We start from the raw sequence: 19701 nt of genomic DNA on the forward strand, positions 1-19701 counted from the left end.
ACCTTTGGCAAGTTCAATTTAAAAATTAAACAATATGGCATACGACGTAATCGTAATTGGTAGTGGGCCCGGCGGATATGTGGCTGCTATCCGTGCTTCTCAGCTGGGATTTAAAACTGCAGTAGTGGAAAGAGAGAGTCTGGGTGGTATCTGTTTAAACTGGGGCTGTATTCCAACGAAGGCTTTGTTAAAAACTGCACAGGTTTTTGAATATACACAGCACTCAAAAGACTATGGTATCACGATCGGTGATGCAAAAGTGGACTTTGATGCGGTGATCAAGCGTAGTCGCGGTGTTGCTGATAAAATGAGCAGGGGCGTTCAGTTCCTCATGAAGAAAAATAAGATCGACGTGTTAATGGGCAATGGAAAGGTAAAATCCAAAGGCCAGGTGGAAGTAACCGATAAAGACGGTAAAGCCACTGTACACGACGCAAAACATATCATTCTGGCTACCGGCGCACGTGCACGTGAACTGCCAAACCTGAAGATTGATGGTAAAAATGTAATCGGCTACCGTGAAGCAATGACACTCCCTCAGCAGCCTAAATCCATGATTGTTGTGGGTTCCGGTGCTATCGGCGTTGAATTTGCCTATTTCTACGCAACCCTGGGTACTAAAGTAACCATCGTTGAGTTCCTCCCGCGCATCGTACCAGTGGAAGATGAAGACATCTCCAAAGAACTGGAAAAAATCTACAAAAAGAAAGGCATCGAAATCATGACCAACGCTTCTGTAGAAGCTGTTGAAGCAAGTGGTAACGGTGTGAAAGCAAAAGTGAAAACCCAAACCGGCGAAATCACCCTGGAAGCAGATGTGGTACTGAGCGCGGTAGGTATCGCTGCTAATATCGAAAACATCGGTCTGGAAGGAATGGGTATCAAAACCGACAAGGGCCGTGTACTGGTAGATAAATATTATCAGACAAATATCCCCGGCGTTTACGCTATCGGTGATATGGTTCCAGGTCAGGCACTCGCACACGTTGCTTCTAAAGAAGGTATCATCTGCGTGGAAGCTATCGCATACAACGAAAAGAAATATGCGCACAAACCAGAACCAATCGACTACATGAACATCCCGGGTTGTACTTATTGCGCGCCTGAAATTGCTTCTGTAGGTTATACTGAAAAGGCCGCCAAAGAAGCCGGTTACGAAGTGAAAGTGGGTAAATTCCCATTCTCTGCTTCCGGTAAAGCTTCCGCAGCCGGTGCAACTGAAGGTTTCGTAAAAGTGATCTTCGATGCCAAATACGGCGAATGGTTAGGCACACATATGATCGGCGCCAATGTGACTGAAATCATCGCAGAAACAGTAGTAGCGCGTAAACTGGAAACTACTTACCAGGAAGTGCTGGATTCCATCCACCCGCATCCAACTATGAGCGAATCTGTGAAAGATGCCATAGAAGTAGCTTATGGCGAAGCAATTCACCTGTAGTCTTATCTTATTGTAAGTATAATAACAGCTGTTCCGGTTTACCGGAGCAGCTGTTTTGTTTTATAGATACATCATTCTGTGATCACCAGCTTCCGCGTAGCGGTTTGATTACTGCCACTCGCTCTCAGGTAGTAAACCCCGGGAGACGTGCTCCAGTCCTTCGCTCTCAGCGTGGCAGTCCTGGTTTTTTGCAGATCCCGGAGATGCACCGGGGCTCCCTGGTTATTATAGATCACCACCTGTACATTGGTATTGCTGCGGAATCCCTGTAAGGTAATGGTAAACTGGTTGTTCACCGGGTTTGGGTAAATGCGGATATCTGCATCGCCGGTTCCTGTTTTCAGTACCGTAGTGGCCAATGCAGCGGTATCCACAGCCGCAGGCGTAATAGTGCCGCTGCAGGTAGGCGTGCTGCTCCATGCCATCTGTGCATCGGTGAACTGCGACCAACTGCTGTTCACATCAATATTGGAAGTATGCCCCGCCGGCTGGCCGTCGCAATCAGCACGACCATTATTTGGATGTGGCACCTGCAGATAAGTACCGTTGGTAGCGCAACTGCCTATTTCTGCGTCTCCACCTACCACCACGCCGTTGCCAAAAGTAACGCCCCATTCCAATGCATCTCCCTTTACATTAGCACTGCCGGATACGGTACAATTGGTTAATACTGCGTTTTCTGTAATCACCGCACTGCCGGTATAGGAGCCGCCGTAAACGCTGGCGTTGCCGCTGATGGTGACGGTGTTCCCAACCGTTGCATTTTCCACCCAGGCGTTACCGGTGATCTGCGCGGTGCCGGTAATCACGGAATTGCCCAGTACAATGGCTTTGGGGCCTACATAGGCAGTGGATGCCACGGTAGCGCTGTTGGCTACCCAGCCGCCTCCATTCGTATGGGTGTGCCCGTTAGTTTTATAGGCGGCCCGGTAGGTGCTCTGGTAACCTTCAGGTACGGCGTTGGCTATACGAAGTTCATAAGGGTACCGTTTAATTTTTGGCCAGCCGGGTTCCCATACATAAGTGGTATGCGTGGTAGGTGCGCCCATTACTACCAGGTAAAGCTGCGTTTCATTGCTGTTCATCGTGAAACTGATTTCGCCTTCATTGGCTGTAGCGGTGGCGCCATAGCGGGAAATGTTGCCGTTGGCCAGCGTGGCTACGAAGCCGTATCTCCAGCCGGCGGTGGTGTTAACTTCTGTATGGCCTTTAAATTTAACCGTTACATTCCGGGCGCTGCACGTGGTATACAACGGGATGATGTTGTAGCCATAATCCTGCGGTGCGCTGGCATTATCTATTTTATACCGGCCGGTGGTGGCGCTGATCTGTTGGAGATTGGTATACAACCGCCAGATGTAATGCGGCTCCTGCACTTTCAACCTGTCGCGTTCCGCTTTATAGATAGCCCCGAAGTTGTTAACGGTATAATCGCAGGCTACTTCTCTTTTTACATAATCGTACATGAAGTTGTTGAGCTGCGATTGTGTCCAGCTTTTCAGTCGCCGGTAAGTCATGAGCGGATGCTCGCCGGCTGTGCTGCTGGTGCGGATAGATTCTTTCCAAAGCCTGTTCACCATTGTAATCCCATCTGTTTGCTGCATGTACCACAGCATTTTAAAAGCATCGTAGTGATGACGGGTGGAGCTGAAATGAAACATACTGGTGGCCATCCACCGGGGAAGGTCATCGCTGGCGAAACGGGGATACATTTGTGTGCGCATGAAGTTGGCATGTGTTTCCCAGAAGAACCCGGCGGGCTCATAATCATTGAATCCGCAATTGGCGTTTTCCTGGATGGCAATCATGCCCTGCAAACTGTGCGTGAGCTCATGACTGGTTACGCCGCCGTCTCTTGTAGCGTTGGGATGTACCCACATGGCGCCGATGGTGTTGCCATAGGTGCCTCCGAATGCCCATCCGCTGGGGCCTCCCGTGCCCCAGGTGTCGTTCATTACAATAATGAGTTTGTATTTGCCCAGGTTTTTTGTGGCAGCATCCGAGCAGAAACCAATGTCGGTGATAAACTTTATATAGATCTTTTCCAGGGTATCGCATACTGCCTGCGGATTAAAGGCCAGGTTGGGATCGCTGTAGGTAGCAGGATTGGTACCTACTACGGAACCCCAGAATACCACGAAGTTGGCCGACTGGTAACTGCGGCTGTACGACCAGGTAGAGAGATAGGGATCTGTGCTGAATTCAGGTGGTATATACACTGTTTTTTGTGCGGATACCAGCGTGGTGATAAACAGGGATACAAAAACGAATAGAGCTTTCTTCATAAATAATGGATTTGAATTAATGAAAGGGTATGATTCAGAAAATTTTTGGTTGAAGTACGCGCACAGAAATTTACTACAGCAAAGAGGGATACTGTTTCACAGGGGCCGGTGTTTGTTGACTACAGGGCTGTTGATTCGTTTTTTGCCGGTTGATGGGCTGATGTTTCTTATAAGGTTTTCTACAGTGGAATAACTACATCTGCATATTAATATTTTAATTGTCTTACTGACATTTAAAGTTAAAAAGATATATGGATTATTTCAGCTAAGATCTTAACCGGTTATTGATGAATTTTACCCTATCGGGAGGATATGTATTTATTGTGAGTTTATAAGGCAGCTATGTAGTAATCCGGGGCAGTGTAACAACTTACCTCATTGAAACCATAAATGAAACTACGGTGATAACCCTGTGCAGCGCAACAACTAATCTCATCAAATCGCAAATGGAGCTATAATTGTAGCCCCGCATTGCGCAACGACTAATACTGTTTCACAAACTGTGTAGAGTAAATCCGTTTATTATCTGCATAAATACTGCAGTTATAAATACCGTTTGCCAAACGCTGCACCTCCACTGTTTCCTGGATATCTTCGAGGTTCCGCTGCAATACGATCCGCCCGCTCATATCAGTGATTACGAGTTTGCGGCTGCGCGGCGTACCATCTAAAACAGTGAACTGGCTGCTTACCGGGTTGGGGAAAAGTAAGATGTGATTGCCGGCAATAATAGTAACTGTAACCGGATCGGCGTAAATATATTGCCCGTTGACGGTGAGTAGCTTTACCCGGTAACGCAGTAATCCTTCCGGCGCGCTGTTGTCGAGGTAATTAAAATTCATGGCGTCGCCTACGGGCTGCTGCTGCAGCGTTATCCAGCCTTCGCGTGTCAGCCGCTCCCAGTAAACCGTTTGCAGTTGCCAGGTGCTGCCGAGTGTGAGCGACAACGCCACTTTATTATCAGTGGTAGGATCAGCCAGCAGGTTTTGTACATAGCAACCTACGCCCTGTTGCGTATAGTCAATCGCATAGCTGCGGATGCCCGTCCACCCGCCGGCGGCAACAGGGCTTACCGCAAAGTACAACGATGCCGCCGTTGCTTTGGGGATAAAAATAAAAGTATCACGTACCTGGCTATACGGAATCAGCGCTGTATTACTCATGGTGTACAACTGGTACGCTGTGGCGCCCGCCTGCCTGTTCCAGTACAGCAATGTTGTATCAGTGCAGTTGAATCCTGCCCGCATGGTGAGCACCGGCGAAACATAAAAAGGATCACTGATAAACGAGGTATCCGTTAACGTTAGTTTGAGCATTACCGGCCGGAAAATGTTTGGTGTAACCCAGTTATACAACGCGTTTTCCACCGGGGTGTTCTGCGCAATAGGTTGCCAGGTATGGCCACTGTCGCTGCTATAGGAAAGCTCACTGTTACCACTATACGTAGTTTGCCATTGCAGCGGCAACGCCTGGCCTGCGGCTGCAGTAGCGCCGGCTGCGGGATTTTGCCACTGGAAACTTTTTGCGGGCACCAGTTCATAGGCCAGGTAAAAAGGTTGTGTACCGGCGGCTACCTGCGCACCGGTTACCCGGAGCCGCATAGTGCCCGCCACCGGGTGTTCAATACTGATCTGTTCTGTATTGTTGATACTATCCCTGCCGCGTTTTGCGGGTAGCAATAGTGAATCAATTAATGGATAAGTGCTTAATGTCCAGGGCAGCCATGTTTTACCATCAGCGGTGGTGGCTGTTACATCAAGGTCGTTTATAAGCGCTTTAACGGCATTAACCGTTGCCGGCGGATCATTCCAGCACAGGGTTACTTTCACCTCCTGTATGCCCTCCGGAATGGCGATATCGAAGGAGGTAACTGTGTGGTTGCCTGCATTTCCCTGCAAGAGGCGGTTGTCCTGTATGGTTTTAATGGCGCCATAAGCATGCAGGTTGCCATATCCGCCGCCAAAAGAAGGGCGTATGCCTGTGGACCGGAAGGCGCTGTTAATGACAACGGCTTTGATGAGGGCAGCGGAAGCGGACGTGTTATGCAGCATGCGCCAGGTGTCCTGGAGCAATGCCACTACGCCGCTGGTAAGCGCTGCGGCGCCGGAGGTGCCATCTTCGCCGTAGGCAGTTACATGTGGCAGGATACGGCCATCGTAAGCCGGCCCTTTGGAGCTGAGCGCCATGACTTGTGTGGCGCCATCTGTACCGCCGCTGACAATAATATTTTTAGCCTGTTTGAAATTGCCGGATAAATTGGCATATCCCACAATGCCCTGGTAACGCCCGCCGGCCGCCGGCGATGTACCAACGTTACCGGAAGAATATACATGCACCAGCGTATCTGTTGCATAGATCTGCTGATCATAGGCTACTGCTTCCGCACCATAATAATTTTCGATGCCGGTACCATAGGAATGGTTTTGCACCGTGATGCCGGATTGCTGATAATATGCGTCTTCGTCGGGGAATAAGCTGCTGTTATAATCGGCGGAACTCAGCTTCACTTCAGGCGCTACGCCTTTACCGCCTGCGCCGCTGTTGCCGGCGCCGCCAATCAGCGTAGCCATTATCAAAGCATGGGCAGTATTGAGCGTAGAATTATAGGAAGAAGAGATATACCGCCCTTGTAAGTCGATGTCTGTTGTATCAAATAAATCCTCTTTAACGGAAACGGCTACACGTTTTCCTGTAATAAGTGGAAACTGTTGTTGTGCAAAAGTGATCCGGTTCACCGCCAGGTTGCCGGTATTGATAATAATTTCCGGAGCCGGCCGCCGGATGAGATCCGCAAACTGTATGGCGGGCTGACTGATAAACAGGGGCCAGTCCTGCTTTTTAACCTTTGCGATGGCTACGTGGTATTGCGTGGAGTACGACTGCACCCTGGCATACATCAATGACTTCTTTTCCGTGTTGCACGACACCTGCATGGTGATACTATCCTGTGCGGGTATTTTTTCCAGTTGTTGCAGCAGCGGAATACTTGCTTTAAAATTATAGCCGGCGCTGTAACAATATATGAGCATACTATCTTCCGGTGCGTGTTGTAAAATGTAATGGTAGCGGGAGAGAGGCTGTACAAGTCCCCATTGCTGCAGCTTTGATTCATCCGGCAGCTTTGCAAACTTCACCAGGAATGGTCCGCTTTTCCGCTGTAATGAAAAAGTATCTGTGGCATACCGTTGCACCAGGCTATCCGGATAGTGTGGCTGCTGAGCAGCAGTATAGTAATATAAAAAGAGCTGCAAAAACAGCAAGGGCCATATTTTAGAGGATATTATCCGCATGGGGGCGTTGGCAACGGGTAAGTGATTTTGGTTTAGTGTTGCCACCTAAAGCTACTGTATTTAGGTTTTCGACACAATTTTTTATCTATCTTAAAACAAAATATTTTTTTTAAATTAAACGAATGTTGTAATATTGAAAGAGGAAATCCGTAATATAAAATTCAACAAAATCTGAGCAACGATCTGGGACTTGTTACACAATTATTAAATTTATAGAGCAAATCTTTGTCGCCGGAAATAGCCGGTACTACTGAATCATCACCAACCCATTAAAATCCGATGCTATGCCATAACAGGGCATATTAGCTATTGTATGTACCCGAAAACGAGAGCACAGTAATAACTGCAGTTTTCAGGAAGATAATCAAAGCTAGGCGATCGCGTTTGCGGCAATAAGAAGAAAAACACCGCTGTACTTTTAGTGCGGATCGTTGTTTTATTTCACGTCTTATTCAGCCACAGATCAGTGCGGGCATTTAGTGTTGTTAACAGTTGCCTGTTTGAAGAAACAGGCGGCAGGGATATCTTTTTTTAAATCTAAACCAAAAATCTGAACACTTTTTTTTCTAAACAAAACCAAAAATCTGAACTATGAGAACACAATCAATTCCTGTGCTCTGCTGCATGGCAGCGGCTTTCCTCTTTGCGTCCTGTCAGAAGAACGGCGCACAAAAAGAAGCGCAGCCCGACCCCGTGTCAGCAGAAGTGTTAGCCCAGATCAAAGCAAATGGCTTTAGCACAGAGAACGTGGTGAAAACCGAAGATGGCTACCTCGTGGAAGGTGACATCCTCCTTACAGCTGCACAGCTGAAAGAAACCGTTACGAGTCCTGTTTTAAGAGTGGCTAAAACAGAACAGTACCGCACTAATTACCTGGTAACGGCATTACCCCGCGTTATCAGAATTAAGGTAACCAGTTTAGGTACTGCCTTCATCGCAGGCACAGATACCGCTATTGCACGCTACAACAGACTTGGCCTGCGCATGACTTTTCAGCGTGTTACCAGCGGCGCGGCTGAAATTACCATCAGAGGATTTAACCAGGGACCAAGCGGTGGTTATATCACGCTCGGTTCTTCCGGATTCCCCACCAGCGGCGGCGATCCGTATGGTACTATCAAAATGAACACCAACCAATACGCTTACGGATCTAATCCGAACGTACTGTATGTGGGTTCTGTAATTCAGCATGAAATTGGTCACTGCATTGGTATGCGTCATACCGATTACATGGATCGTTCCTACAGCTGCGGCGGTACTGCCACCAACGAAGGCGCGAGCAACGTAGGTGCGGTGTATATTCCGGGCACGCCTTCTGCACCGGATGCCAACTCCTGGATGCTGGCCTGCTCCAACGGCGGCAACCGTACATTTAACGCCAATGACGTTATTGCGCTTAACTATCTGTATCACTAATCGCTGCATGAGCTGATCTGTCAAGCATTTCCGGGGCCGGGATTTTTTGATGCGGGAAAAGGATTTCCTCCTTATTCTTTGCTGAATTAAATTTCCTGTAGCAAATTATTCCACTCCGGAAATGCTATTCTCCGGTACATCCTGCCGGTTCATCTATCCTTTTTGTAAATCTGTTATTTAATCAAAACCTTTATAACAGATCAAAAATGATGAGATGGAACACTCCCGTAAACAATTCCTGAAGCAACTGTTTATCAGCGCAACCGCCGTGCCGGTGCTGATTGAAGCCTGTAAAAAAAGTGACGCTGCTGATCCTGAAACAGATAGCAGCAACGGCGCCTGCACCGTTTCTCCGGAAGAAACAGATGGCCCTTATCCATTGTACAACAGCAGGGGCTCTTCTATCCAGCGGGTAGATATCACCGACGGCAAAACAGGTACACCCTTACACATCACCATCAACATTCTCAACACCAACAACAGTTGTAAACCGCTTGCCAACGCCAGGGTGGATATCTGGCATTGTGATAAGGATGGCTACTATTCCGGCTACAGCAACCGGGGATACCTCGGTACGCAAGATAACACCGCCCTGGTTTTCTGCAGGGGACTGCAGTATTCAGATACAGCCGGACAGGTTAAATTCACGTCCATTTATCCCGGCTGGTATGAAGGCAGGGTAACGCATATTCATGCACAGGTATACGTGAACGATAAACTGAAAACAACCACGCAGATTGCTTTTCCCGACGATATTAATACGGCTGTATATAACACGGCGTTGTATAGCGCCCACGGACAAAATACCAGTGTGGCCAAAAACAGCGCAGATATGGTTTTCAGCGATTCATTATCAGCCGAACTGGCTACGGTAACCGCCAGCGCAACCAGTGGCTATGATCTTGTTCACAATATTTATATCGCGGGTTGATATGGGCGGAACGATGATAAAACTGGCAGTGCGGCAGGTGATAGACGCATCTTCCACCGGCACATTTGCCAAAAATGTATTCCGCGATTCTTATGCGGAATTCCTGCTGCAATCACAGGCATATAACCCGGACGAAGCATTTTCCACTTTTGCCGAAATGGTGGAACACCAGCCCAAAGCCAACTCCCTGCATTATAAAACAGGTTTTGCGGTGGGATTGTATATTCAATCCCTCGCTAACCTGATCCCCGGCACCTGGGATACGTTGGGTAATATCCAGCTGTCGTTTGAACGGCACCAGTTCAAAATAATGAGTTCAGGGATTCACGACCGGCAACTGCATAAAGTAGCCGTGCTGTATTATACTGCACCTTTGCTGCTGCATAAAGTAATAGGGGAGTATCTTTTGCTGGGGTTCAATGATACCACAGATACGTTCACTTTGAAACTGAACGATGATGTATCGATCTGTAATTTCAGTGAGGAATCCTGAATATTTACATCTCCCGAAAAAATAAAATGATCAGCTGTTACCTTTCCAGTCGCGGATAAAATCGCTGTAACTATCGCTCACCGGCAATTCCGCTGATGAGCTGAGCTTCACTTTCCGGTTAATCACCGACCTCACTTTATCTACAGACACAATATAACTGCGGTGGATCCTCCGGAAGCGGGCTGCCGGCAGTTTTTCCTGCATCTTTTTCAGTGTCATCAACGTAAGCACCGGCGCCTGTTTGGTGAGGTGTATCCGGATGTAATCCTCCAGGCTTTCTATATAAATAATTTCGTGTAAGGGTATTTTCACCATGTGATAGGAAGAATGTACCAGCAGGCTTTCGGTGGCAGTCGGCAGCAGTTGCTGCTGCTGATGCAGTTGTGCTTTCTGCACTGCTTTTTCAAAACGCTGAAACGGAATGGGTTTCAACAGGTAATCAATGGCTTCCAATTCAAACCCATCGAATGCATATTGTTTATACGCCGTGGTAAAAATGATCATCGGCCGGTTAGTGAGTCCCCTGGCCAGATCCAGCCCGTTGATGTCCGGCATATGGATATCGAGAAAAATAAGATCTGCCTGGCTATGCCGCAGGTATTCCGCCGCAGAAACAGCATCTGTAAAAGTATGCTGCAACTTCAGCCAGGGAAATTCCTGTGCATAGGTTTTGATCACCTGTAAGGCGGGCGGTTCGTCATCTATCACAATAAATTTAATCTCCATAACTTATACCTGTAATTGTAAAGAAATAGAATAGGCGCCGTTATCTTCACTGATCTGCAGTTCATATTTATCGGGGTACAGATGTTCCAGCCGTTGCCGCGTGTTGGCAATGCCAATACCGGTGCGGCTTGTATCCTGCGTTACCCTGAATAATTTGTTACTGCAATAGAAATGGATCCTGTTTTCGGACGTTTGCAGCAGGATGGTAATTTCCGACGGTTCATGATTACTGACGCCATACTTAAACGCATTTTCAAGGAACGGGAGCAGCACCAGCGGGGCGATGCACTTAATACCCGGACTGCCGGTAACCGCGAAATTGACTTTTGTTTTAGTGGTGAGCCGGAGTTTCTGCAGATCTATATAGTCCCGCAGGCAGTCGATTTCACTTTCCAGCAACACATAATCATCTCTCGTATCCTCGGTAACATAACGCAGCATATTCGACAGCTTCATGATGCTCATGGCGGTGTTATCGCTGCGCGTGATAGCGAGGGAGTAAATATTGTTAAGGGTATTAAACAGGAAGTGCGGATTGATCTGGGCTTTCAGGAAAGATAGTTCTGCCTGGGTTTTGCGGGTTTCTGCGTACAGTGCTCTTTTTTCGGTTTGCCGCCAGCGGTGCGTGGTTTCTATGGCGATACTCAGTGCAATGGTGAGCAGGAAAAGGAAGTCGCTCACAATATCGATTTGCCTGGGAGGTTTGCCGGGTGGCCGCATACCTTCCGGCCGCGGGCCCTGTTCCGTTCCCGGCGGCATTGGCTGATGCCACGGCATCTCCCCGGGTGGATGTGGCAGCCTGGAAAACAGGTGATCATAGGGCTGCATATAATTTACCATGATCAGCAACAGTAAAACAGACAGGAAGTAAAGAACATACTGCTTCCGGAAGTACAGCCGGGGAAACAGGAAAGTGGTGTGAAAATAGAACAGTGCTACGTACGTTACCAGGAATACCAGGTAATCTGTTGAGAACAGGATGGAGAGCGCTTTGCGGTCGCCCGTTTGCCCGCTGACAAACAGCAGGGGTAAACTCAGGCATATCAGCCACCCCGTAATGTGTGCTATTACTACCGAAGATTTTAACCGGAACATTTGCGACAGATAGATATAAGATTGAAATTCTGAATTTCCCGCCGGATAATAACTGCCTTCTCTGTAAATCGCTGGTTTATGTCGATGAATGATCGGAAACATGGGGTTATCTTTTCGCTGCTCCCCGAATTATAGTAAATTGCCTCTTTTATAAAAAGAATATCAGATATGTTGCAACGAATCGTGAAACCGGTGCTGTTATTGGTACTCCTGGTACTTACCAAGCACACTTATGCCACAGAGGGAATGTGGCTGCCACAGCTGCTTTCCGGTCTTAATGAGAAAGAGATGAAAGGAATGGGCATGAAAATCACTGCCGCGGATATTTACAATATTAACAAAGGTAGCCTGAAAGATGCCATCGTAAGCTTTGGCGGTTTCTGTACGGCGGAAGTGATTTCTGAGCAGGGATTGCTGCTCACCAATCACCACTGCGGTTATGATGCTATCCAGAAGCATTCTTCCCTGCAGAATAATTTCCTGGAAAATGGATTTTGGGCAAAGTCTGCGGTAGAAGAATTGCCTAACCCCGGTTTATTCGCCACCTTCATTGTACGCATTGATGATGTAACCAAAGCCGCCCTGCAGGATGTGACGCCCGGTATGAGCGAAAGGGAGCGGCAGTCGGCTATCGACAAACGTTTGAACGAAATACGCCAGAATGCCCGCAGGGAAAGCTGGCAGGAAACCATGATAAAGCCTTTTTATGAAGGCAACCAGTATTTCCTGTTTGTAACGGAAACCTACCGGGATGTACGCCTGGTAGGCGCGCCGCCTTCTTCCATCGGGAAGTTCGGTTCAGATACGGATAACTGGGTTTGGCCGCGTCATACAGGCGATTTCTCGATGTTTCGCATCTACGCGGGTAAGGATGGCCGCCCGGCGCCTTACTCGAAGGATAACGTGCCTTTAAAGCCTAAATACGCACTCACCATTTCACTGAAAGGGGTGAAACAAAACGATTTCACAATGGTGATGGGTTTTCCCGGCCGCACTACCGAATACCTGCCCTCCGAAGGGGTAAAGCAAACGGTAGACGTACTGGATGCCGCCAAAGTGGAAATGCGCGATGCCGCCCTCAAAATTATGGATGGCTACATGCGGAAAGACCCGCAGATAAAAATTCAGTATGCGGCTAAATTTGCCGGCACTGCCAACTACTGGAAGAAGTGGATGGGAGAGATGCAGGGCGTAAAACAAACCAACGGCGTAGGTAAAAAACTGCAGTATGAAGCTGCTTACCGTCAGCAGATGGAAGCCAACCCCGTATGGAAGCAAAAGTACAACGGCGTACTGGATTCGCTCAACGGCTACTACCAGCAGGTGCAGCCTTATGCACAGGCCCGCGATTATTACAGTGAACTCGTAAAAAATGTGGAGTTGTTTACCGTGGGCGACCGCCTCATTACCTTCCTCAACGACGTGCATGAAAGGGGAGAAGCGCAATATGAAACCATGCGGCAGCAGTTCCTTGCATCTATGCAGGGATTTTACCAGAACTATAACGCGAAGGTTGATCATGATGTGGCAGTAAGCCTGATTGCACTGTATGCCAAAGGCGTTCCGGCACAATTTGCAGGGGCAGAGTTTACACAGATCTGGCAGGAAAACAACAAAGACAGCCGCGTATTGACCGACAAATTATATGCAGTATCCGGATTAACATCTATGGATAAACTAACCGCTTTTGTACAGCAACCTTATAATACCGTGGTGGCGCAAATGTGGAAAGATCCGGCCACCCGGCTGGTAATGGCCATGCGCAAAGGTTACGTGGATAATGTGAGTCGTCCGCTGGCCGATCTGCAATCCAACATCAATAACCTGCAACGCACTTACATGCAGGCACAGATGGATGTAATGGGCAATAAAAAAAGTTTCTACCCGGATGCCAACAGCACGCTGCGTGTTACCTACGGAAAAGTAGATGGCTACAATCCACGGGATGCTATTCACTATGATTTCTACACCTACCTGGATGGCGTCATGGAAAAATATGTTCCGGGCGATTATGAATTTGATGTACCGGCACGACTGATAGAATTATATAAGAAGAAAGACTACGGCCGCTATGGCGTCAATGGTAAGATGCCCGTTTGTTTCATTGCCTCTAATCATACTACCGGCGGTAACTCCGGCAGCCCTGCGCTGGATGCTTACGGCCACCTGATCGGGTTGAACTTTGACCGTACCTGGGAAGGCACCATGAGCGATATTAATTTCGATCCTTCCATTTGCCGTAACATCATGGTGGATATCCGCTATGTGCTGTTTATTGTGGATAAATATGCAGGCTGTACGCGACTGATCGACGAGATGAAATTATTGTAGCGGATGTTGTCTTTTTCAGGATTAAACTGATTATACTGATTTAGGGATTTGATCACTTTTGATTTTAAAGGATTTGGGGAGATATAAGCGAATACCGCTTATATCTCCCCAAATCCTTTAAAATCATTTATAAAATCCAAAAAGTAAAATCCTGAAATCAGTATAATCAGTTTAATCCTGAAAAAGACAACCTCCGCGCTAAATCTTGCATTCGTATACAATAGAGCTGCACCGGTCCACGTTTTTCAATCCTTTGCGATAAGAGCGGAAGCCGTGGAAAAATCCCTGCAGCAGGCGGCTTTTACCGGTTTTATATTTTTCGCTGAGCAGGCTTACATAGAAGCCATCGAACACCATCGGGTGTTTTTTTGCCAGCGTGATATGATGCTGTGTTAATAGTTTTTCCATTGAGCCGGGCGAAAAATGATAAAGATGCCGGGGCACATCATAAGCGGCCCAGTATTCTTTATAGTAGTCGGCGTCGGAAGAGGTGTAGTTGGGAACGGCGATCAGTAAAGAACCGCCGGGTTTCAGCAAGGTGCGGATGTGATCCAGGTAGCGGTGCAGGTCGTGTACATGCTCCAGTACGTGCCACATGGTGATTGCATCAAATTGCTGCGCAGGTAAAGCGTACAGCTGTTCAATGGGCAGTGCATCAACATTATAAATTTCTTTGGCGTTGCGGCGTGCATTTTCATCGGGTTCCAGGCCGGTAACAGTCCAGCCGCCGGTTTGCATATAATGCAGGAATGCGCCGGTGCCGCTGCCGATATCCAGCAGGGCGCCTGTTTTTTTACCGCAGGCATTGCGTACCCAGTTTTGTTTGGAGCGCAGCGTAATTTTCCTGACACTGTGATACAAGCGGTTAATGAGTCCCTGCTTTGTTTCAGAGTGGGAAATATATTCCTGCGACTGGTAGTAGCGGCCTATGTGTGCACTATCGGGCACATTTTGTGTAAATCGGCCGCCACAGCCTCCGCAATGGAAGATGTTGAATGCTTCTTTGGATACGGTGTAGTCTTTGGCAGTAAGCGCTTCATGTATTTGCGACGAACCACAAAGCGGGCAGTTGTTGTAATAGATTAAACTCATTGGACTATTGAATACGCTTATGTAATTATTTATACTCTCCCCATACTTCCCTCAGTACATCTGCTATTTCGCCCAGGGTACATAAATGCTCCACTGCTGCTACTACAAGGGGCATCAGGTTTTCATCGGTGCCGGCTGCCTGCCGGATTTGTGCCAGCGCGTTTTGTACGGCTGCGTTGTCGCGGCGTTCCCGTAAGGATTTCAGGCGTTCCGACTGTAACGTACGGATGCTGTCGTCGATACGGAATACTTCCGGCGTTACCTGGTCTGACGCTGTAAATTTATTGACACCGATGATTATTTTCTCATTATTTTCAATTTCCTGCTGGTATCTGTATGCGCTCTTTGCTATTTCATCCTGGATGAAACCCTGTTCTATGGCGCTTACAGCGCCACCCATCGCATCAATTTTATGAATCAGTTCCCAGGCTTTTTCTTCCACTTCGTTGGTGAGCGCTTCCACGTAAAAAGAGCCGGCCAGCGGATCTACGGTATCTGCCACGCCGCTTTCGTAGCCAACAATCTGTTGGGTGCGGAGGGCGATGCGTGCCGCCGCTTCTGTGGGTAATGATAACGCTTCATCGTAGCCGTTGGTGTGCAGTGATTGCGTACCGCCCATTGTAGCCGCCAGTGTTTGAATGGCTACACGTACAATATTATTTTGTGGTTGCTGTGCGGTGAGAGTGCTGCCGCCTGTTTGCGTATGGAACCGCAGCATCTGTGCTTTGGGATCGGTAGCGCCCAGCGATTGGGTGATATGCGCCCACATGCGGCGTGCGGCGCGGAATTTGGCTACTTCTTCAAAGAGGTGATTGTGTGCATTGAAGAAGAAAGACAACCGCTTGGCAAATACATTGATATCCAGCCCGGTGTCCAGTGCTGCTTTCAGATAGGCTTTCCCGTTAGCCAGCGTGAAAGCCAGTTCCTGCACAGCATTAGCGCCGGCTTCCCGGATGTGATAACCGGAAATAGAGATGGTATTCCACTTGGGTACTTCTTTGCTGCAATAGGCAAAAATATCCGTGATGAGCCGCATGGAAGGCTTCGGCGGATAAATGAAGGTGCCCCTGGCAGCATATTCTTTCAGGATATCGTTCTGTATGGTGCCTGAAATCTTTTTCAGGTCGGCGCCCTGCCGTTTGGCGAGCGCTATATAAAAGGCCAGCAGGATGAAGCCTGTGGCGTTGATCGTCATAGAGGTGGAGATCTGTTCCAGTGAAATATCTTTGAACAGTATTTCCATATCTTCCAGGGAATCGATGGCTACGCCTACTTTTCCCACTTCTCCTTCCGACATCGGGTGGTCTGAATCATAACCAATTTGTGTAGGCAGGTCGAAGGCTACGCTCAGTCCCATAACGCCCTGGCCCAGCAGATAGTGATACCTTTTATTCGATTCTTCTGCCGTGCTGAAACCCGCGTATTGCCGCATGGTCCACAGTTTATCGCGGTACATGGTGGCGTGTATGCCACGGGTGTAAGGAAAGGCGCCGGGCTGTTCGTCCATAGGCACCGGTTGTGTGTATACCGGTGCTATTACAATGCCTGAATCGGTTTGAATGGTTTTTTCCATAGTATCTAAAACTAGCGTTGCAATGTTACATAATTATTATGGTACTTCGCCGCTGAGAAAAATATTGATATTTTGTGTGAAAGTTTGGCAGGATACTATGATCATCTACTGTTTATTATGCATAACGATCGCACTGGCGTTATATAGTTTATATCTTGTCTGGAAAGCAGGAAGCCGCCCGCTGGCCGCTACTTACAGCTATTTGCTGCTGGGGCTTTCGCTGGGTTGGTTCCTGTATTTGTATGGCACCTGGGTATACCTGTCTATTTATTCCAAGTACGTTTTTGGCGGACTCTTATTGCTGAACATGGCCGCTTATGCAGCGCGTAAGCACGATCATGCGGCTAAACCCACGCCGCGGTGGAAACGGGTCAGCAATGGCATTTTTACCTTTATTTTCATCGTCATGTCTGTGCTGTACTTTACGGGTACTACCGGGAAACCGCAGCGGGTAGCGCTGGCATTTCCCTTTAAGCCGGGCAAATACTTTGTACTGCAGGGTGGCAAGGGGTTGCCTACCAATGTTTTCCACTTTAGTTTGCGGGGGGCTATTTACGCGATGGATATCGTGAAACTGAACAGCTATGGCGGGCGGGCGGGGAAAATATTTTCCCGTAAGCTGGAAGATTATGTGATTTATGGCGATACGGTATATGCGCCATGCGACGGCCTTGTGACGAGGGCGTACAGCAACAACCCGGATAATATACCGCCTGCCATGAACCGCGGCCCCAAAAATACCAACCAGGTAGTACTGGAAACGCCCGGGTACTATGTGTTTATGGCGCATCTGAAAATGGGAAGCGTAGTGGTAAGGGAAGGGCAGTATGTAAAACAGGGAGATCCGCTCGGCTGTGTGGGTAATTCGGGCTTTAGCACTGAACCTCACCTGCATATCCAGGTACATACCAAAAAGGCCGGCGTTCCCTGGTATCAGGGAAAGCCGTTGTATATCTTATTTAATGGAAAAAGTTACCTGCTGAATGAAGTGATCAATGCGAAGTGATTACCGCATCAGTCTTTTGGCTTCCGCATTAATGATCTGGGAAGTGAGTTCGGCGGGAGATTCGCCGGCCTGTAAAAATACTTCCAGTATCTGTTTGTTCAGTTCCATTGCGGAGGCGTCCGGTGGGAGTTGCACGGCTACCTGGTTAATAACAGAGATCGTTTGTTCTTTTAGTGTTTTCACTGCTTCCCAGGTCATGGCCGATACATAGATCTGTTGGGTAACGTTATGTTCGTATTCTGCTTTGATTTGCTGTACCATCGCAATCTGCATGTCCACCGCAGTTAAGCCTGGCTGATAGATACGTCCAATCAGGCTTTGCGGCGTGATCCGGTCTACATAAAGCGCCATTCTTTCATATGCCTGCAGCTGTAAAGGAAGCACGGCTGCATTTACCGGCTGTTCTTTGCTGTCTGTTGCGGTATCCGCCGTTTTATTTTTCTTAAAAAGATCTTTTATCGTAGGATATACAATAGCAACTGCCCCAATGGCAAGTGCTATGTATAGTAGTGTATTCATGTCAAGGCTGCCCATCTTATTACTTTATGTGCACAAATATATATAAAGATATTTATATATTGTAGGATACCGGTTTAAAATAAAAAGGATTACCGGGAGATGTGAACTTTATAACATCCGCCGGTAATCGTATTAATCACAAAGATGATCGTTTGTTAAGCGAGTTTCCCCAGCCAGGTTTTCATTCTTTCTACCCCTTTCTCCAGTTTGTCCATGCTGGTAGCGTATGACAGGCGGATACAGTTGGGTTGCTGGAAAGCGCTGCCTGTAACGGTTGACACGTGTGCCTTGTGCAGGAGATACATGCAAAGGTCGTCTGCGTTTTTGATGTACGAATCTTCAAATGATTTGTTGAAGAATGCGCTGACATCGGGAAACATATAGAATGCGCCTTCCGGGTCATTTACCTTTAAACCGGGAATGGTTTTCAGGGCTTCATGAATATAGGCGCGGCGTTTTTTGAATTCAGCGACCATTTCCACTGCGGTGGTCAGTTCGCCGGTGAGGGCGGTGATGGCGGCGCGCTGGGTGATAGAGCAGGTAGCAGAAGTGAACTGGCTCTGGATTTTATCACAGGCTTTGGCAATGTCCAGTGGTGCGGCGAGGTAGCCCAAACGCCAGCCGGTCATGGCAAAACCTTTACTCAGGCCATTGATGATGATGGTGCGGTTGATCAGATCACCAAACTGCGCGATGCTTTCATGTTTGCCTTCGTAATTGATGTACTCATATATTTCATCGGAGATGATGAAGATCTCCGGGTGTTTGGCAAATACGGCGGCGAGTCCTTCCAGTTCTTTTTTGGAATATACGGAGCCGGTGGGATTGCAGGGAGAGGAGAACATGAACAGCTTTGTTTTTGGTGTGATGGCTGCTTCCAGTTGCTCCGGTGTAATTTTATAATTGTTTTCGATACTGCAGGGAACAAATACCACTTCCCCCTGGCAGAGGCTCACCTGTTCGGAATACGTAACCCAGTAAGGAGTGGGGATGATCACTTCATCGCCGGGGTTTACGATACTGAGCACTGCATTGGCCAGGCATTGCTTGGCGCCTGTGGACACTACTATCTGCTCCGGCGTATAGTCAAGACCGTTATCTCTCTTTAATTTGTGTACTACTGCCTGTCTTACGTCTGCATAGCCAGCCACGGGTGTATAGTGTGTAAATCCTTCATCGATCGCTTTTTTGGCGGCTTCGCGGATATGTGCCGGGGTGTCAAAGTCCGGTTCTCCGATGCTGAGGTCTACAATATCTATACCCTGGGCTTTCAACTCGCGGCCGAGTTTAGCCATTTTAATTGTTTGCGGCTCGGAAATCCGTGACAGCCTGTCTGCTAGTTGATTCATATCATTACATTGAATTGACCGGAACAAACGTACAGAAAAAAACCAGATAATACATGGAAAGATCGTTCCAGGCTGCTGTACAAACGCAGAACGGGCCGGATAACCGGCCCGTTCTGCGTTTTATGTTGCTTCTTTTTACAGAAGTGTATTATTG

The 19701-nt window shown here is 48.0% G+C and carries 14 protein-coding genes; 6 read left to right on the forward strand and 8 right to left on the reverse strand.

Annotated elements, in window-relative coordinates; all coding sequences use genetic code 11:
• The first annotated feature begins 34 nt into the window (after positions 1 to 34).
• The gene (lpdA, locus tag B5Z18_RS30230; protein ID WP_079473314.1) at positions 35 to 1441 is read left to right on the forward strand and encodes a dihydrolipoyl dehydrogenase; all 1407 of its coding nucleotides are present in this window, start codon (positions 35 to 37) and stop codon (positions 1439 to 1441) included.
• Between the two features lie 71 nt (positions 1442 to 1512).
• Here the strand turns inward: lpdA and B5Z18_RS30235 are convergent, their stop codons facing one another.
• Positions 1513 to 3726 (reverse strand): DUF6055 domain-containing protein, encoded by a 2214-nt coding sequence (locus tag B5Z18_RS30235; protein WP_079473315.1) that lies wholly within the window; start codon positions 3724 to 3726, stop codon positions 1513 to 1515.
• Between the two features lie 482 nt (positions 3727 to 4208).
• Positions 4209 to 6986: a S8 family serine peptidase gene (locus B5Z18_RS30240; protein ID WP_159454487.1), complete on the reverse strand. Its 2778-nt coding sequence runs from the start codon at positions 6984 to 6986 to the stop codon at positions 4209 to 4211.
• Between the two features lie 621 nt (positions 6987 to 7607).
• Between B5Z18_RS30240 and B5Z18_RS30245 the strand changes: the two genes are divergently transcribed.
• The 3 genes from B5Z18_RS30245 (at position 7608) to B5Z18_RS30255 (ending at position 9856) form a co-directional block, all read left to right on the forward strand.
• Complete coding sequence (locus B5Z18_RS30245) at positions 7608 to 8432, forward strand: M57 family metalloprotease (protein WP_079473317.1); 825 nt, start codon at positions 7608 to 7610, stop codon at positions 8430 to 8432.
• Positions 8433 to 8646: 214 nt separating this feature from the next.
• Entirely contained in the window at positions 8647 to 9363 is a 717-nt protein-coding gene (locus tag B5Z18_RS30250) for a dioxygenase family protein (RefSeq protein WP_079473318.1), read from the forward strand.
• Between the two features lies 1 nt (position 9364).
• On the forward strand, positions 9365 to 9856 hold the full coding sequence (locus B5Z18_RS30255; protein ID WP_079473319.1) for a hypothetical protein: 492 nt from the start codon (positions 9365 to 9367) through the stop codon (positions 9854 to 9856).
• A gap of 30 nt (positions 9857 to 9886) precedes the next feature.
• Here B5Z18_RS30255 and B5Z18_RS30260 read toward each other — a convergent pair whose 3' ends face one another.
• Together B5Z18_RS30260 and B5Z18_RS30265 are read right to left on the reverse strand one after the other, a co-directional pair.
• Positions 9887 to 10582: a LytR/AlgR family response regulator transcription factor gene (locus tag B5Z18_RS30260; protein ID WP_079473320.1), complete on the reverse strand. Its 696-nt coding sequence runs from the start codon at positions 10580 to 10582 to the stop codon at positions 9887 to 9889.
• A gap of 3 nt (positions 10583 to 10585) precedes the next feature.
• Positions 10586 to 11677: a sensor histidine kinase gene (locus B5Z18_RS30265; protein WP_159454488.1), complete on the reverse strand. Its 1092-nt coding sequence runs from the start codon at positions 11675 to 11677 to the stop codon at positions 10586 to 10588.
• Positions 11678 to 11845: 168 nt separating this feature from the next.
• On the opposite strand from B5Z18_RS30265, the gene B5Z18_RS30270 reads away from it, so the two are divergent.
• Complete coding sequence (locus B5Z18_RS30270) at positions 11846 to 14008, forward strand: S46 family peptidase (RefSeq protein ID WP_143313752.1); 2163 nt, start codon at positions 11846 to 11848, stop codon at positions 14006 to 14008.
• Between the two features lie 198 nt (positions 14009 to 14206).
• Here B5Z18_RS30270 and B5Z18_RS30275 read toward each other — a convergent pair whose 3' ends face one another.
• Together B5Z18_RS30275 and B5Z18_RS30280 are read right to left on the reverse strand one after the other, a co-directional pair.
• Positions 14207 to 15100, reverse strand: coding sequence for a class I SAM-dependent methyltransferase (locus B5Z18_RS30275; RefSeq protein ID WP_079473323.1), 894 nt, complete (start codon positions 15098 to 15100; stop codon positions 14207 to 14209).
• Positions 15101 to 15125: 25 nt separating this feature from the next.
• Positions 15126 to 16673 (reverse strand): acyl-CoA mutase large subunit family protein, encoded by a 1548-nt coding sequence (locus B5Z18_RS30280; protein WP_079473324.1) that lies wholly within the window; start codon positions 16671 to 16673, stop codon positions 15126 to 15128.
• 22 nt (positions 16674 to 16695) lie between these two features.
• Here B5Z18_RS30280 and B5Z18_RS30285 point away from each other — a divergent pair, with 22 nt between their 5' ends.
• The gene (locus B5Z18_RS30285) at positions 16696 to 17679 is read left to right on the forward strand and encodes a M23 family metallopeptidase (protein WP_159454489.1); all 984 of its coding nucleotides are present in this window, start codon (positions 16696 to 16698) and stop codon (positions 17677 to 17679) included.
• On the opposite strand, the gene B5Z18_RS30290 is transcribed toward B5Z18_RS30285, so the two are convergent.
• Both B5Z18_RS30290 and B5Z18_RS30295 read right to left on the reverse strand, forming a co-directional pair.
• Positions 17680 to 18198, reverse strand: coding sequence for a DUF7935 family protein (locus tag B5Z18_RS30290; protein WP_133256220.1), 519 nt, complete (start codon positions 18196 to 18198; stop codon positions 17680 to 17682).
• Between the two features lie 155 nt (positions 18199 to 18353).
• The gene (locus B5Z18_RS30295) at positions 18354 to 19547 is read right to left on the reverse strand and encodes a pyridoxal phosphate-dependent aminotransferase (protein ID WP_079473327.1); all 1194 of its coding nucleotides are present in this window, start codon (positions 19545 to 19547) and stop codon (positions 18354 to 18356) included.
• Between the last annotated feature and the right edge of the window lie 154 nt (positions 19548 to 19701).

This window comes from Chitinophaga ginsengisegetis (assembly GCF_900168065.1).
In the GTDB taxonomy this organism is placed as follows: Bacteria; Bacteroidota; Bacteroidia; order Chitinophagales; family Chitinophagaceae; genus Chitinophaga; species Chitinophaga ginsengisegetis.